Raw genomic sequence first — 16,269 nt, forward strand, 5'->3', positions numbered from 1 at the left:
GACCAATGACCAATGACTAATGACTAATGACTAATGACTAATGACTAATAACTAATGACTGATGACTAATAATCAACCCGAATGGCAGCGATTGCAAAAAGCTCTTTCAGTAGAAGCCGATCGCGGATTTAACGACATCCAAGGCAGTCAATACCGCTTCAGCGAGTTTCTGGGCCTGAGTTTGAGACAGTTGGCAGGTTCTGTGGCGGCTTCGGCGCGCGATCGAGCCAGACAACTAGCCGCTGAATTTGACATCTACCCTCAGAAAGATCTCGAACAGCGCCAACATTCGATCGCCATTACGGTCAGTTTTTTGAGGCAAATGGAGCAAGTTTGGGAACAAGAAACTCGCCACCAGCAAAAACAAGTAGGACAAGTCAGACCCGCAAACGCTTCTGAACCAACCGCCCCAGCAGTTTCCGTTCCCCGAACTTCACCTGTGAGTACAGCACCCCCACCGCCCAGCCTGACTCTTGACCAACAGTTAACCCGCGTCACCGGCATCGGCCCCGCCAACGGCAACCGCTTGGCAAAACTGGGTTTATACACTGTATATGACTTGCTTTACTACTATCCACGCAACCACATCGACTATGCAAAGCAAGTACAAATTCGCGAGCTAGTAGCCGGGGAAACTGTCACTTTGATCGCCGAAGTAAAGCGCTGCAATTGCTTTTCTAGTCCGAAAAATAAGAAATTAACCATATTAGAAGTAATTTTAAAAGACCGCACCGGAGAAATAAAAATCAGCCGTTTTTTTGCAGGCCCTCGCTACAGCAATCGTGGCTGGCAAGAATTCAAAAAGCGCGAGTATTGTACAGGTGCGGTGCTAGCAGCTTCCGGGTTGGTGAAGCAGGGTAAATATGGCATTACTTTAGAAAATCCTGAGTTAGAAGTATTAGACGACTCCGGCGGTGCGATCGAATCAATGAAAGTCGGTCGCTTGATACCAGTTTATCCGCTGACGGAGGGGGTGGATGCTGGTTCGGTGAGGCGATCGATTTTGGCTGCAATGCCGGCGGCGAAAATGTTGCCAGAATCCCTACCAGAGGATTTGCGCGAGCGTTACGGTTTAATGGGTTTAGCCGATGCTGTGACTAATATTCACTTTCCGCTCGATCGAGATTGTTTGGCCGCCGCCCGCCGCCGCTTAGTTTTTGACGAATTTTTCTACCTGCAATTAGGACTTTTAAAACGCCGCCAAACCCAAAGGAAAGCTCAAGCTAGTGCAGTCATCCTTCCTAGCGGCAAATTGATCGAACATTTTTATGAAATCTTGCCTTTTGCGTTGACTAATGCTCAGGAAAGAGTAATTAACGACATCCTCAACGATTTAGCTTCGTCGCAACCGATGAATAGATTAGTGCAAGGCGATGTCGGCGCTGGCAAAACCGTAGTAGCAGTCGTGGCAATGCTAGCAGCAATTCAATCCGGCTATCAAGCCGCTTTAATGGCACCGACAGAAGTTTTAGCAGAACAGCACTATCGCAAATTGGTAGGTTGGTTTAACTTGATGCACTTGTCTGTTGAACTGTTAACAGGTTCAACAAAAATAGCCAAGCGCCGCGAAATTCACAACCAATTAGAAACCGGAGAATTGCCTGTTTTAGTGGGAACTCACGCGCTGATTCAAGATACAGTTAATTTCCATAAATTGGGTTTGGCGGTAATTGATGAACAGCACAGATTCGGTGTGCAGCAGCGCGCTAAATTGCAGCAAAAAGGCGAAGCTCCCCACGTTTTGACGATGACAGCAACTCCCATTCCCCGGACGCTGGCCCTGACACTACACGGGGATTTAGATGTGAGTCAAATTGATGAACTCCCCCCTGGTAGGCAGGCGATTCAAACAACTGTACTGTCGGCAAAAGAACGCATTCAAGCTTACGATTTGATTCGGCGGGAAGTGGCCAGCGGGCGTCAAGTTTATGTGGTGCTGCCGCTGGTGGAGGAGTCGGAAAAGTTGGATGTGCGATCGGCAATTGAAGAAAAAGAAAAACTTGAAAAAAGTGTATTTCCTGAGTTTAAGGTGGGTTTGCTGCACGGTAGAATGAGCAGTGCTGACAAAGATGAAGCAATTTCTAAGTTTCGGGACAAAGAAACTGATATTTTAGTATCTACTACTGTCGTAGAAGTAGGGGTAGACGTGCCGAATGCCACGGTAATGCTGATTGAAAATTCTGAGCGTTTTGGACTGTCGCAACTACACCAATTGCGGGGTAGAGTCGGTCGGGGCAGCAACCGTTCTTATTGTTTGTTAATGCCCGGTTCCAAAACTGCGGAAGCTATGCAGAGAATGAAGGTTTTAGAACAATCTCAAGATGGCTTTTTTATTGCGGAAATGGACATGAGATTGCGCGGGCCTGGTCAGGTTTTGGGAACTCGGCAGTCTGGTTTGCCGGATTTTGCTTTGGCGAGTTTGGTGGAGGATCAGGAGGTTTTGGAGTTGGCGAGGGCGGCGGCTCAAATGGTAATTGAGAATGATGAAAGTTTGAATCAGTGGCCGGTGGTGCGGGATGAATTGGAGCGGAGATATCAACGGATGATGAGTGGGTCGATTTTGACTTAGATCGTTTTGAACGCAGCAACGGGGTTTTTAATAAAATTTTGTAGTGGCCGGTTAAGCAAAGATATATCAAAGTTGCCAGTTTATTGCTGCACTCAGCCGCCCTCCTCCCCACAGGGAGGTTTATTTGCACCTACTTATTTAATGTCAGTAATGTAAGAAATCGGTTTTCTTCCCATAAACTCACGTAAAATCCTAGGTTTTTTGTCAGGAAACGCGGTTTATACTTTTTTGCTGAGACTGCTGCAAAATATCAGGTTGAGCGAAACGTCAAAAACACGAAGTTGTTGGGTAGGAGTGCCTCAACCCAACCTACTTTCGGAGACGATTTTTCCCTTGGTCTAGGGTATTTTTATGAGTTGTCAGGCTTGGGGCTCTTATTAAACCAAGAATCCTTCGCAGGAATGACGGAGAAGTGTCAAAATTAAGATAGTCCTGCCAGAAACAGGAAAAAGGAAATCCGGCCTGTACTGGCCTTACCAGGCAACATTGATTCCTCGCTTGTCACGCTTGCAGGTGGTCGCCGACGGTTCGTCGCATTTAATCTCAACACTAATTTATGAAAGATCTCACTCGTTATCGAAATATCGGCATCTTCGCCCACGTAGATGCTGGCAAGACCACCACAACTGAAAGAATCCTGAAACTGACGGGTAAAATCCACAAAATCGGTGAAGTTCACGAAGGCGCGGCGACTACTGACTTCATGGAACAGGAGCAAGAGCGCGGTATTACGATTCAATCCGCTGCTACCACCTGCTTCTGGAACGAGCATCAGCTCAACATCATCGATACTCCCGGACACGTCGATTTTACGATCGAGGTTTACCGTTCTTTGAAGGTTCTCGATGGTGGCATCGGTGTGTTCTGCGGTTCGGGTGGAGTTGAACCACAATCGGAAACCAATTGGCGCTACGCTAACGATTCCAAAGTCGCTCGCGTCATCTACATCAACAAGCTCGATCGCACCGGTGCAGATTTTTACCGCGTTGTCCAGCAAGTCGATAAAATCCTTGGCGCTAAACCGATGGTAATGGTATTGCCGATCGGCATAGAAGAAAAGTTTTGTGGCGTAGTCGATTTGCTGACCCGCAAAGCCTGGATCTGGGATGACTCCGGCGATCCCATGAACTATCAAATTAAAGATGTCCCCGCCGATATGGTCGATGATGTCGAAACTTGGCGCGAAAAGTTGATCGAACTGGCCGTCGAGCAAGACGACACTGTGATGGAACAGTATCTCGAAGGCAACGAGCCGAGCCTCGACGACCTCAAGCGCTGCATTCGCAAAGGTACTCGCGATCGGGCATTTTTCCCCACCTACTGCGGCTCATCGTTTAAAAACAAAGGCGTGCAGTTGGTTCTCGATGCCGTAGTTGACTACCTGCCGAACCCGATGGAAGTCACACCGCAGCCAGAAGTTGATCTCGATGGCGAGGAAACCGGCGAGTTTGCGATCGTCGATCCCAACAGGCCATTGCGGGCACTGGCGTTTAAGATCATGGACGATCGCTACGGTGCTTTAACCTTCACGCGCCTGTACTCCGGTAAGTTGTCCAAGGGCGACACCGTACTCAACACCGCCACAGGCAAAACCGAGCGCATCAGCCGTTTGGTGGAGATGCACGCCAACTCTCGCGAAGAAATTGAATCCGCCCAAGCAGGGGACATTGTGGCGATCGTCGGCATGAAAAACGTCCGCACCGGACACACCATCTGCGACCCCAAAAATCCCGCCACCCTAGAGCCGATGGTATTCCCCGATCCCGTTATTTCGATTTCGGTCAAACCGAAACAAAAAGGCGGCGAAGAAAAAATGGGAGCAGCCCTCACCAAGATGGTGCAAGAAGACCCATCCTTCCACATGGTGACGGATCAAGAAAGCGGCGAAACGATTCTCAAGGGGATGGGCGAGTTACACCTCGACATCAAAGTAGACATTCTCAAGCGCACCCACGGCATCGAAGTAGAAGTCGGCGAACCACAGGTAGCCTACCGCGAGTCGATTACCAAGCGCCTCGAAGACGAATACACCCACAAAAAGCAATCAGGTGGTTCCGGTCAATTTGCGAAAATTGGCTATGTGATCGAGCCTGGTGAGGTGGGAAGTGGCTTCCAGTTTGAGTCCAAAGTGACTGGTGGTAGCGTGCCGAGAGAATATTGGCCAGCGGTCGAAAAAGGCTTTGAAAGCTGCATCGACAAAGGCGTCTTGGCCGGATTCCCCTGCTTGGACTTGAAATTCACCCTACTAGACGGCGGTTTCCACCCCGTTGACTCGTCAGCAATGGCCTTTGAAATTGCTGCCAAAGCGGCCTATCGGCAGTCTCTGCCTAAAGCGGCGCCTCAGTTGCTCGAACCGATTATGAATGTCGATGTATTCACTCCAGATGATTACATGGGCGACGTGATCGGCGACCTCAACCGCCGCCGGGGGATGATGAAATCTCAGGAGACAGGACAAACAGGAGCGCGGATCAAGGCAGATGTGCCGTTGAGCGAAATGTTTGGTTACATTAGCGACTTGCGTACTATGACCTCTGGGCGCGGACAGTTCTCAATGTCCTTCTCGCACTATGCTCCTTGTCCGAATAACATCGCTGAAGAAGTGATTAAGGCGGCAAAAGAGCGTCAAGCCGCGAAGTAATGTATTTGACTCCTGGTAGGTGCTATCTGGAGTCAAACAGAAAAATTAGATCCCCGCTTTTTGAAGAAATCGGGGATCTAATTTTTGTAAACAATCGGTTAGAATAAGTCAACAAAACATATTAGATACTAGAATCACGAGCAGACTTCAACAACATCTGGATTTCTTCAAGACTAAATGGTGGTGAACGACGATGAATCATAGCGTGACAATTTGGGCAAACAGGACGCAAATCTTTTATAGGGTCAATTTCATACTCTTCTGCAATTTCTGAAATGGGTCGTAGATGATGAACATGAATGAAACCTTTTCCCTGTTGCCCAAAAGCTCTGCCAAAATCGAAATCACAAATAGAGCAACTTGAACCGTAATAATCAATACATTTTTGCCGAGCTTTAGGCTCGCGTTCATAGTCTTTGACTGAAACTTGCCGTACTGCCCCCTCACGAAATGTTTGTACTGCATCTACTTCATCAGGAAAGAATCTAGTAGTAGTTACAGATTCCTGAACCTGAAGCGGATTTTGCCAATCCCTCAAACATTTTAGGTAGTCCTCAAAACGGTCTTCCTTACCAAGAAACACATTTGATGCAGCACGAAAGATAGCAAAGATTTCGACAAAGTTATTAATCACTGGCTGAGCTGCATCTAGGTCTTTAATAGGAAGAACTAGGGATGGACTCTGAATACAAGTACCATTCCAACCTCCTTCATAAATTAATTGCAGTCTGTTAATAAACTCCTCATACTCTAACTTACCATATTTTTCCGGTGCAATATTATTAGAGGAAATAATATATCTACCATGCTTCAAAATCCTAGTAACATCTTCTAAATGGTTTTTCAGAATGTGAACAATTGGATTGCTTTCTAGCCCTCTTAATCCAAAAATTTTCACAACTAAACTATAAGAAGTACACTCGAATCTCTGTTGAAAATACCAACCTTTTCCTTTTATAGTCAAGCCAGCGCTTGCTATTTTGTAGGGCTGGGTTTTTTTGGCTTCAAGGCGATGAGCTGGTGTAGTCAATATCCGATAATCTGATAGTACATCTGTGCCATAAACTTGGTGAATTAGGTCACAAGCTTGTTTAATGATTATTTTAAGCTTAGGGCTAAGTAATTCTTTTAGCTTATCAGCACGCTCTCGATTGTCTTCGACTGAGAAGAGATATTGTTCAGCAGACCCTATCAGTGGCAAGTCAACGATTTGTGACAATTCGGTTTCCTCAACTGAACTCATATTTGTTCTCCGACATGACAAGTGCAACGAAAACTAATCGATATTTTAGCTTTTTTTCGACAGATCCTGAAATAGGTCATGCTTCCCCTGCTCCTAAAACTTGTGCTGTGGTGAGTTTCAGCCTTGTAGGGTGCGTCAGTTAGAATAGTTACAGGACTTGGGAAACGCTTATGGACTGACGCACCCTACTATCGTCTTTTAAATGCCGAACAGCTTATGACTCAAATAAATCCCGATCGCACTGCTGGTACAATTGCGATCGACGTTTGCGCTCAATCAAACGGGCAGTATCTTTGTCAGATTTCGTCATCTCTGAGCGATCGCCCTGATGATACCCTGAATTTTTACGGACAAACGAAAGAACACGCGATCGCGATCGCCCTGGAACATTTAGCATCTCGCTACCGCCAGCAAGCCGAAGACTCTCAAAATATAGATTGGGATGCGGTGGAAATTTCGGATTCGGGAGTGCCGATGGAAAAGCGTTATCACGTAATTTTGCACTACGAACGAATTGCTAAAGATGAATCTAAGTTTGAGGCAATGCACAATACAATGCTCGGAAATACAGTTGTTGAAAATGCCAAAATTTCAATAATTGAGCTCGATCCCGATATCGAAATCGAGGCCAGAGGGCTATCAAAATATTGAGCCCTGGGCACTTAGGTGCAGATGGGCATCTTACCCTACGCATCAGCGATCGAAACGTGAGTTTGAGGTGACGATCGACTAGAAGCGCTCGCATAATTTAACATCCCCAAAATTTCTTTTCTATTACTCCCTCGCAAAATCTGCCCTAAACTTCTCCACAACTCGATTCAACTCAACTGAATGAGAAGCTTTAAATAAAATCCGATCGCCCTTTTCGACAAATCCCAACAACCGCTTTGCTAAACCTTCCCGCCCATCCTTGGCTGTAATATCTCCTATCTCCACAAAAGGCAAACCCGTCGCACCCGCGGCCATCGCCGCCGCTTCCTCAAAATCAGCAAAAACAAACAAAGCATCAAGATTCAACTCTCGCGCCACCCTTCCCACTTGTCGGTGAAATTCGATCGCCCTTTCGCCCAATTCCTTCATCGTTCCCAACACCGCAATCCGGCGCTTTCCCGGAGTATCTGCTAACATTCTCAGGGCCGCCAACATCGACTCCAAACCCGCATTGTAAGTCTCATCCAGAATCATAATATCCTGCGGCAAATCGTAGCGGCGCGCCCGTCCATCCGGTAACTGCACATACAAACCTTGCTTTAAAACTTCCCAATCAATACCTAAAACTTTTCCTACCGCCAAAGCCGCCAAATAATTTACAGCATTGTGCCGTCCCGGCAGCGGCAGCGGCAATTCTATACCATCTATAAGTATTGTATCATGAGTGAGCAATTCTCCGCACAAATCCCCGCCTTCTAAACCGTAACTTAAAGTTTTTCCCTGCCAAACTTTCGCCGCAGTTGCCATTAATCTATGATTATCGTGATTTAGAATAGCAATGCTATCAGCAGGCATTTCGGCTAAAAGTTCGCACTTAGCTTGGGCGATCGCCTCTTCGGAACCCAATCGCCCAATATGCGCCGTTCCTACATTAGTAATTACCGCAACAGTAGGTCGCGCAATTTGCGACAGCAGCGCAATTTCGCCACTGCCGCGCATACCCATTTCAATTACACCATAATTGTGGGCGGGTGAAAGCTCCAACAGAGTTTTTGGTACTCCAATTTCATTGTTGTAGTTATATTGAGTTTTAAGAACATTTCCCTTCGTTGACAACACCGCCGCAATTAACTCTTTAACGGTAGTTTTACCTACAGAACCAGTAACAGCAACTATAGGTATACTGAATTGGTCACGCCACCAACGGGCGATCGACTGATAAGCCTTTAAAGTATCGTCAACGCGCAACAGCGGAAAATTCGGCAATTCCTGTTGCCAATGTCGATCGACAATCGCCGCAATCGCCCCCAAATCCCTGGCTTTTGCTACAAATTGATGGCCGTCAAAATTGTCTCCCCGCAGCGCCAAAAATACCTCGCCCCCTTCAAGAGTGCGCGTATCTGTGGCAATACCTGTCCCTAAAGCTGTCAAAACGTCGTCAGGCACAGCAGGCAAAGGTACAGTTAAAATTTCAGCAAGTTGGGCGATACTTACGCGACAAACCATAACCAGCACTCACATTTCAAATAATTATTTTCACAGCTAATCCTACCTTGCCTGACCTGAAATTTAACTGACAGGGGGCTGCTAACCTGGATATATCTTGACAATCCTAATACTAAATCGTCCGCCCACCAAGAAATTATCCCCTACCCACCCACAATCTTTACCAATACTTTACAAAGTAGATGGTGATTTAAGGCTTGCGAATTACCAACAATTCATGTCATGCTGGTATTGGTAAATAGTTTAACTAAGCAAAAAATATCGATCGGCTTAAGCTGCTGACAGCTTCTACCCGTAAGCCTCATCCGGCGAGAAGCTCGGTTGAGTCAATTGTTGCGCTTCATCGGCCAATTTATCAAGCTAATAGCGCTGAAGGCTACTGCCTCAGCCTCGGAGGGTTAACCACAGTGAACGACTACAATAGACAGAGTTACGAAGAAGAACAGCTACTTTACAAGCACTGGCTGGAGTTGGTACAACGAGAGCAGCCGGCCGAACTCATCAGCCGCTTTCGCACTTTGTTTATCCAGGGTAGCGGATATCCCGATCGCTCCGTCGCCGACGCACTCGAAAAAATAGCAGCCTCAGAACACGCCGAACAAGAATTCAAGTACATCCTCAACCGCTGCTGCCACATCCTGATCAACCGCTGGCAAACCTACCCCAGCAAGCAAGCAGCCATCCCTGAATTGATCGCCCTGTTTGAAGAAGCGCCCAAAATATTATTTGGATACAATCGATCGCGGATGCGGGACTCTATCCCCAAATTAGTAAGTCAATTTACCGAAAGCGAACAGTACCTCACCCTCAAGCGCTTAGCAAAAGTCATAACTCACAGCAATGAAGATAGCAGCAACAGCAAAGCCCCTGCTAGCCTCGCCCTGGGAACCTTAATTCCCCGCTACCCTTACCTCTACAAACACTGCCTCCTCAGCGACGACAGCACCTACGAACAGCAGAAAATCATTAAAAAAATCCAAGCTCAAAAGCAGCAGCAATTTGAGGTCAACCTCTCGCAATACGTGGCTCACCAAGTGAGAAAAGCCCAAACAGCGCGCCGGGAAACCTCAATTGTCTTTCAAAGAAGTATACAGCCTATAAAAAACCCGACCCTGTTGACCGACCCGGAACTATTCTTTGCCCTCAAGCACTTTGTCGGAAAAGTAGAGGGAGCCGATACCTACAGACAGCTAGCGGGCCGTTTCACGGCGAACGCCAGCACAAATCAGTCCTACCACTCCTTTAAAGACGACTTGTACGAATACCTGATTTCTTCTGTCACCGACGATCGCTTCGGCAAACGTCTCTTTAACGAAAAATTGTATAAGCAACTACAAAATACCCTGCCCCACAGCGACGATCAGAAGTTTAATGAATTTTTAATGATCAGAACTTGCAGCCAGTTATTGAACTTTTTAGTAGTAGAGAGTCCTGTGCGGCCCAACCACTTTGTCTTCATCGACCTGATCTCAAACCTCGGTCCCACCCAAACCACAGGTTTGCTGCTGAAAATCGTACTAATTTGCGGCAAAGTCAAGCCCTACCTAGAAAAGCGACTGGCAATTTTGTTCGGTCACTACGAATGCAGTACCCGAGAAGGCGTGGTGTGGTTAGTTAAAGCCCTGGAAAACGTGAACCTAGCTTTGAGTACCAACTTTGGCAAGGTGGATGTATCTTTCCTGCGGTGAGAGCGGGGGGCATAACTTTCTTTGCTTCCACTGCAGGCAAAACATCACACCCATCAACCAGGTTTCTGAATACCCTAAAAGTTTTACCTTTAATTTGAACGACTTAATTAACTCCTGAAACCTATTCAAAAGACTCTATTCTATGTTAAAGTACCAAGTGTGAATCAGATTCAGTTGCAGGCTTTGTTCATTGCTACAGAATTGTCTAAAAACTTGCCCTTCTGTATCGGCAGGGGACTCTCCGAAACTGAAATCTTCGCACTGTCTAAATTTTGGAGTTATTCCTCATGTCGATATACGTCGGTAACTTATCCTACCAAGTTACCCAAGAAGACATCACCACCGTCTTCGCCGAATACGGAACTGTTAAGCGGGTACATCTACCTACCGACAGAGAAACCAGTCGCCCCCGCGGCTTCGGTTTTGTAGAAATGTCCACAGATGCAGAAGAAGATGCAGCGATTGCTGCTCTCGACGGAGCAGAGTGGATGGGTCGCGACCTCAAAGTTAACAAAGCCAAGCCCCGCGAAGATGAAGGTGGCCGGGGCGGCGGCAACCGGGGCGGCGGTGGTCCTGGAAAATTTGCTCGCGGAGGGGGCGGCGGCGGAGGACGTTATTAATTTCCTCTGATAAAGATTTGAGATTGAAGAGTTGAAATTGGCGCGAGAGCTCACCTAGCTCCGAACCACTTCCGGCCTTTCCGAAAAACCTATGCTCTTCAAGTTTCCATATCTACCGCATTAAATATACCAAAAAGCCAAGGGCCGAACCCTTGGCTTTTTGGTATGTATGAGGGTTGACGGTATAAGTCTGAAACCGGCTGGGCGAATCCGTTGCAGTACCGTCAGGTTCTAATCGTCAGGTTCGATGCTGCTGCTCAATCCGTGATTATTGAGCGTTTCAGCGTAAAACTCAGCGTGTTCGAGAGCGCAAACAATCACCAATCCCATCCCGTTAGTATGGGCTTCCATCATCACATTTACCGCCTGTGGCTGAGTCAGACTCGGTACCGTCGCCATCAAAGTCTGCACCACGTACTCCATAGGATTGAAATCATCATTGTGCAGCAGAACGCGGTAGCGCGGTGCAAGCTTGCGGACTGTGGAAGGCTTTTGAATAATTTCGACAGACACTAATCTATACCTCCTGACTTGTAAAATGTTAAAATTTGTCAACAATCTTGAGCCGGATTCCTCCGCTGTGCAAGACTATCTCACTTTCAGCTATTTTATTGAAATCTGAAAATTCAGACAAGGCAGCCCCTTGGTCGATCGCGAGTGGTGAACGCAACACCAAACCCAGAGTGGGTGTCCTGGGCCCTGGGCAACCATCTTCCTAGCGCCATAATATTAGAAAGGCGCGATCGGCTAAAAATAACAAACTACTACCTGTTGAGTCTCCAGAACTGAGGGAACATTATATGAAACGCAAACCTAAATCCTACAACGACAGATTCAGCGGCGACCCATCCCGAGGAGATGAAGACTCCGACTACTCCGGCTCCTTTGGCGGACAGTCGCGGCGTCAACCTCAGTCCGGTAAACCCTCTTTCCTCAATTCCGCCACCCTAGGGATTTTAACAGCCGTCTTTATTCTGGGAATTGGCATTGGCATTGCCTTTAGCTCCACAGCTACAATTAGCCCAGAGAACGTAGCATCCCGCGAATTTATCGATCGCAGCGCCCCGAACCCAGAACTTTGCGTGCAGTTTGGAGCAAGCGCGATGGTGACAGATATGCGCCTCTACGTCACCCTCAACCCCTTCAACGTCTACATCTCGCAGCCTAGTATGCGCCCCGGATGCGTCCTGCGAACCAATAACTGGGCAATTCTCGAACAAAGAAAACTCATCAGCCAAGACCAAGTGCGCGATTGCAAAAATCGCATGAACACCTTTGGCTTCACCGGCCCCCTGGAAGCTCAACCCGAAATTAACTGTATCTACCAAAACGACGGCGCTAAAAACCTGTTCCTCAACCAACCGGGTTCGATAGCTCCAACCACTGAAGGTCAAAATTTCTAAATCGCGGATATAGCGGTTTTCAGTTGAGTCAATTTCAGATATGGGGTAGGGACTTAGGGTTAGCTTAAGTCCCTACTTTATTTCAGAGAATGGAAAACTGCTCTAAGTAAATTTTGAACGAAGAGGTTCGAGGGAAGAAGAAAGTCTTCCTTCTTCCTTCTTCCTGACATCCGTTACATCTGTTACATCCGTTACATCCGTTACAAAATCCGTTGCCGAACTTCCTTCTTCCTTCTTCCTTCTTCCTTCTTCCTTCTTCCTTCTGGCTTCAAAAACCGAACTGGGGTAAATCTTCGGTTAACTGAACTTGCAAAATTTGACCGGGTTGAATCGTAGCAGGTTGAGGAGCAGCGACGTAAGTTGTAGCAACACCACCGGCTGCTCCCGCCAACAAACCGATACCAGAAAAGCCGCTCAGCAAGAACAAAGCTAAGCCACCAATACCAGTATTTCGCAACAAACTGCGATCGGAAGGCTCTTGTCGGCGGCCGCCCACGGGTTCGGAGCGAGCGAAGAGAGGGATATTGCGGCCGTTGAGACTAATAGCTTCGACCACAAATCGACTACCGAGGTTCGTTGTTTCAAACCGGCCTATGACCGGCGTATTAGCAGGTACGATCGTATTACCGCGACTGTCGAAAATTCCCCCTTGCAGCAGCAGCACTTCCTCTTGGCTGGGCTTCGCTTGCAGGCGCAGAGCCCGATCGCCGGGGTATAGCAAACTGATCTCCGTGCCCGCCGGCAACAAGACATTCGCCCCAGCCGCAGCCTGCAAAGGAGCATTCGATCGTCCGCGAGGAAGCGGTTCACCAAAAGTAAGCGTCCGCTGTTGGGGCGCTGCTGCAGCCGTTATTTGAGGCTCTAGGCGGGGTAGAGCAGCAGCTTGTACCCCACGGCGTTCATCAAGGCGAACATTGACTAAAGGCACTCTTAGCGGCCGGATTTGGTCATTTGGAGTTGGCGGCTGCGAAGAATTTGTAGCGGGATTCAGGGAAGTACGAGGCTCAGCTCGATCGATCTCTGTGGCAGCAGTTGAGTTGGAATCAGTCGGCGGCTGGTTTTGCGGTACTTGTCTTGCAGGCTGGGGTTGAGTTTCGGGAGTTTCCATAATTGGAGTCGGTTCGATCGAAGGACGCAACACCCAGCGATTTTCTACCCCGGTTCTTTGGAATTGAACTTGCCCTGCGCTGAAACCGACTCCAGGAGCCAAATTGACCAGAATTCTCGCCGTTCCCGGTTGAAGTTGACTCACCCCCACAGAACGCACTCTACCTTGTGGGTATAGCTGAGTTGCATCTACTCCGATCTCAGTATTGGGCAAATCCACAGCAATCTGAGACGGGTTGAGTAGAGAATATGTGGGAGTTGTTCCCTCTGGGAGAGTAATTTCTAGCTGATTTGTCGCCGGATCGAATTTCCAACTTGTGACTGTAGAAGCATTTGCTGGTTCCAGTGTTGCGGCCACTGCTGCAACTGCGGCGGCGACTGCTAGACTCAGACTCAGTGACTCGATCGCAAACAATCCCGCTGGTAGAGAATTAACAGTCAATTTTTGTAAGTCTGCCCAAAATTTTCGTGGTAATTTTTTGTATGGCATGGCTGCTGGGTGAAATTTTTGATCTGAAATAGATTATGGATGGGAAAATTTTGCCTTCGGATGACGCTGAAAGTTTAGCATTATTGCGATATGAAAAATTTAACTAAATGGAAATTATTACGATCGCGCTTAGTTCTTAACAACAAGTGGTGTCAGGTTCGACAAGATGAAATAGAATTGCCAAGCGGACAAATTATAAACGACTTTTTCGTTAATGTCCGACCCAATATCGCCCTCGTATTTGCCACGACAGAGCAGCAAGAACTTGTATTAGTGCGCCAATACAGGCACGGAGTAGGCGAAATTTTGCTGGAACTGCCTGCTGGATCTTTCAACCCTGCTGAAGAGAGCGGGAAATCGGCAGCCGCCAGAGAACTTGCCGAAGAAACTGGATATGTTGCTGAAGAAATTTTGGAACTAGCAACCTTATATGATAACCCCGTCAAAGACACCAATTCTATCTACCTATACTTTGCTAAAAATGTCAAGCTTGCTAGCAAAATCCCATTGGATATTACAGAAGATATTGAAGTAGTTTTAGTCCCAATTCCCGAAGTTTTGTTAAAAATAGCAAACCGAGAAATTTGTGTAGCAGGAAGCATCGCAGCTATTTTTTTAGGATTAGAATTTTTGAATAAACAGCGGTAAGGTGCTGTGTGAATGGCACCCTACACGCTGTTTTTTGTGAGGCCTGTCTTAACGAGAAAGAGTCAGAAAATCCAGAGAAGTAATAGTATTATCAGCTCCAAAAACCTGAGCCAAAACCTCCCCAGTCTCCGCAACTTGTAGCAGTGTGCCATTAGCCATCGAGTTAAGTTGCAAACTCTCAAAACTCAAGCCACCAGCCAGGACAAACTTATCAGTTCCTACGGAAAAATTGAGCACAGTATCCATACCGCTATTAGCGCTTAACACAAAGCGATCGTTCCCAATACCTCCAATCAAAGTATCATCTCCCCCATCGCCAAACACCCAGTCATCCCCTGCACCCCCATTGAGAATATCGCGATCTTTCCCTCCGTAAATACTGTCATTACCATCATCACCATTGAGAGTATCTTGACCTTCATTGCCGTATAACAGGTCATCGCCACTGCCACCATTAATACAGTCTTGCTGACCGTCTTCACCCACAGCGCCTCGCAGATTTTCCCCGCGATCGCCACTAATGGTATCGTTACCTTCATCGCCGCACAAAATATCGCTGGCATCATCGCCGTAAATTAAATCATCCCCAGCATCTCCCTGTACAACATCATCATCCTTGCCTCCACGAAGGGTATCGTTACCAAAACCCCCACTCAAAGAATCGGAACTCTCACCCCCACCCTGAAAATCATTGCCATCTCCTCCAAATAGCAAGTCGCGGCCATCAACATCGGACACTAACTCGTTTTGCAAGCCGCCATAAAGCGAATCGTCCCCCTCATCCCCGACAATGGTGTCGGAACCGAGTTCGCCCCAAATCCGGTCATTATCTTTGCCGCCGTAAACTAAGTCGTTACCTTTGCCAGCAAAAATGCTATCGTTACCGCTGCCGCCGCCGATGATATCGCCGGTGTCGTTGCCGAAAATTAAATCACCTTCATCCGTGGCAATTGTGCTGCCAAGTTGAGTGCCGTAGTCGCCGATTATGGTGTCGGAACCTAGATTGCCGTAGAGAGTATCCGAGTCAGTTTCGCCGAAAATGGCATCGCCCCCTTTGCCTCCAAACAGCAAATCGAAGCCGTTGCCCGCGAGCAAGGTATCGTCTTGTTCTTTGCCGTTAAGTAGGTCGTTGCCATCGCCTCCTGTCAGTAAATCGAAGCCGTCGGGGTCGATATCGAGGGAGTTGAGGACGCCGCCAAACACAGAGTCGTCTCCGTTGTCGCCCCAAAGGGTATCTGGGCCTTTGTCACCCCAAATCAAGTCGTTGTCGATCCCACCGTAAGCGATGTCTGGGCCTTTGCCGGAGTAAACGGTGTCGGAACCTTGATTGCTACCAATGGCATCGCCTGAAGACCCGCCGAAAATCAGGTCGCCGTCGTTGTCGGTCAAGTCGATGTTGTTGCCGTTGTCGCCGACTATGGTGTCGCCACCGCGATCGCCGTACAATGTGTCTCCATTGCGATCGCCAAAAATGCGATCGTCTTGTTTGCCACCAAATACGGCATCGGTTTCTTTGCCGGCGTAAACGATGTCGTTGTCGAGGCCGGAGGCGATGAAGTCTCGCTGTTGGTCGCCGAAAGCGATATCGCTGCCTGCTTCACCTAACACTGTGTCGTCGCCACCTTCGGAGAGAAACAGTTGGTTAGTGTCGTTTCCTGTTAAGGAATCGTTTCCGGGAGTCCCGATGCTGGTGTTTTGGATGT

At 47.7% G+C, this 16,269-nt stretch carries 12 protein-coding genes; 7 read left to right on the forward strand and 5 right to left on the reverse strand.

What is annotated here, in order from left to right; translation table 11 throughout:
* Nucleotides 1–61 precede the first annotated feature (61 nt).
* Nucleotides 62–2,569, forward strand: coding sequence for an ATP-dependent DNA helicase RecG (gene recG, locus QUB06_RS15710; RefSeq protein ID WP_333436049.1), 2,508 nt, complete (start codon nt 62–64; stop codon nt 2,567–2,569).
* Nucleotides 2,570–3,125: 556 nt separating this feature from the next.
* Nucleotides 3,126–5,210, forward strand: coding sequence for an elongation factor G (gene fusA / locus QUB06_RS15715; protein ID WP_333436050.1), 2,085 nt, complete (start codon nt 3,126–3,128; stop codon nt 5,208–5,210).
* A gap of 121 nt (nt 5,211–5,331) precedes the next feature.
* On the opposite strand, the gene QUB06_RS15720 is transcribed toward fusA, so the two are convergent.
* A complete protein-coding gene (locus QUB06_RS15720) occupies nt 5,332–6,453 on the reverse strand; it encodes an HNH endonuclease (protein ID WP_333436051.1) in 1,122 nt (373 codons plus the stop codon).
* Between the two features lie 216 nt (nt 6,454–6,669).
* On the opposite strand from QUB06_RS15720, the gene QUB06_RS15725 reads away from it, so the two are divergent.
* Nucleotides 6,670–7,104 carry a hypothetical protein gene (locus QUB06_RS15725; RefSeq protein WP_333436052.1) on the forward strand — a complete coding sequence of 145 codons (435 nt, stop codon included), beginning with the start codon at nt 6,670–6,672 and terminating at the stop codon, nt 7,102–7,104.
* Between the two features lie 123 nt (nt 7,105–7,227).
* Here the strand turns inward: QUB06_RS15725 and QUB06_RS15730 are convergent, their stop codons facing one another.
* The gene (locus QUB06_RS15730; protein WP_333436053.1) at nt 7,228–8,610 is read right to left on the reverse strand and encodes a UDP-N-acetylmuramoyl-tripeptide--D-alanyl-D-alanine ligase; all 1,383 of its coding nucleotides are present in this window, start codon (nt 8,608–8,610) and stop codon (nt 7,228–7,230) included.
* Nucleotides 8,611–9,017: 407 nt separating this feature from the next.
* Here QUB06_RS15730 and QUB06_RS15735 point away from each other — a divergent pair, with 407 nt between their 5' ends.
* Nucleotides 9,018–10,298 carry a hypothetical protein gene (locus tag QUB06_RS15735; protein ID WP_333436054.1) on the forward strand — a complete coding sequence of 427 codons (1,281 nt, stop codon included), beginning with the start codon at nt 9,018–9,020 and terminating at the stop codon, nt 10,296–10,298.
* Nucleotides 10,299–10,585: 287 nt separating this feature from the next.
* Nucleotides 10,586–10,918, forward strand: a complete 333-nt coding sequence (locus tag QUB06_RS15740) for an RNA-binding protein (RefSeq protein WP_190743136.1) — start codon at nt 10,586–10,588, stop codon at nt 10,916–10,918.
* Between the two features lie 231 nt (nt 10,919–11,149).
* Here QUB06_RS15740 and clpS read toward each other — a convergent pair whose 3' ends face one another.
* A complete protein-coding gene (gene clpS / locus QUB06_RS15745) occupies nt 11,150–11,431 on the reverse strand; it encodes an ATP-dependent Clp protease adapter ClpS (RefSeq protein WP_015178019.1) in 282 nt (93 codons plus the stop codon).
* Between the two features lie 287 nt (nt 11,432–11,718).
* Between clpS and QUB06_RS15750 the strand changes: the two genes are divergently transcribed.
* Nucleotides 11,719–12,321 (forward strand): DUF3172 domain-containing protein, encoded by a 603-nt coding sequence (locus tag QUB06_RS15750; protein ID WP_333312292.1) that lies wholly within the window; start codon nt 11,719–11,721, stop codon nt 12,319–12,321.
* Between the two features lie 268 nt (nt 12,322–12,589).
* Here the strand turns inward: QUB06_RS15750 and QUB06_RS15755 are convergent, their stop codons facing one another.
* Nucleotides 12,590–13,918, reverse strand: coding sequence for an AMIN domain-containing protein (locus tag QUB06_RS15755; protein WP_333436055.1), 1,329 nt, complete (start codon nt 13,916–13,918; stop codon nt 12,590–12,592).
* Between the two features lie 90 nt (nt 13,919–14,008).
* Here QUB06_RS15755 and QUB06_RS15760 point away from each other — a divergent pair, with 90 nt between their 5' ends.
* Nucleotides 14,009–14,566, forward strand: coding sequence for an NUDIX hydrolase (locus QUB06_RS15760; RefSeq protein WP_333436056.1), 558 nt, complete (start codon nt 14,009–14,011; stop codon nt 14,564–14,566).
* Between the two features lie 48 nt (nt 14,567–14,614).
* Here the strand turns inward: QUB06_RS15760 and QUB06_RS15765 are convergent.
* Nucleotides 14,615–16,269 (reverse strand): calcium-binding protein (locus QUB06_RS15765; protein ID WP_333436057.1); only part of this gene is annotated, 1,655 nt, incomplete at its 5' end.

Origin of the sequence: Microcoleus sp. D2_18a_D3 (assembly GCF_036702455.1) — a bacterium.
Taxonomy (GTDB): domain Bacteria; phylum Cyanobacteriota; class Cyanobacteriia; order Cyanobacteriales; family Microcoleaceae; genus Microcoleus.

Bases quoted from the DNA above. Each gene is read 5' to 3' on its own strand.
- recG (WP_333436049.1), top strand. From the start codon at position 62: ATGACTAATAATCAACCCGAATGGCAGCGATTGCAAAAAGCTCTTTCA.
- fusA (WP_333436050.1), top strand. From the start codon at position 3,126: ATGAAAGATCTCACTCGTTATCGAAATATCGGCATCTTCGCCCACGTA.
- QUB06_RS15740 (WP_190743136.1), top strand. From the start codon at position 10,586: ATGTCGATATACGTCGGTAACTTATCCTACCAAGTTACCCAAGAAGAC.
- QUB06_RS15755 (WP_333436055.1), bottom strand. From the start codon at position 13,918: ATGCCATACAAAAAATTACCACGAAAATTTTGGGCAGACTTACAAAAA.
- QUB06_RS15760 (WP_333436056.1), top strand. From the start codon at position 14,009: ATGAAAAATTTAACTAAATGGAAATTATTACGATCGCGCTTAGTTCTT.
- QUB06_RS15750 (WP_333312292.1), top strand. From the start codon at position 11,719: ATGAAACGCAAACCTAAATCCTACAACGACAGATTCAGCGGCGACCCA.
- QUB06_RS15720 (WP_333436051.1), bottom strand. From the start codon at position 6,453: ATGAGTTCAGTTGAGGAAACCGAATTGTCACAAATCGTTGACTTGCCA.
- QUB06_RS15725 (WP_333436052.1), top strand. From the start codon at position 6,670: ATGACTCAAATAAATCCCGATCGCACTGCTGGTACAATTGCGATCGAC.
- QUB06_RS15730 (WP_333436053.1), bottom strand. From the start codon at position 8,610: ATGGTTTGTCGCGTAAGTATCGCCCAACTTGCTGAAATTTTAACTGTA.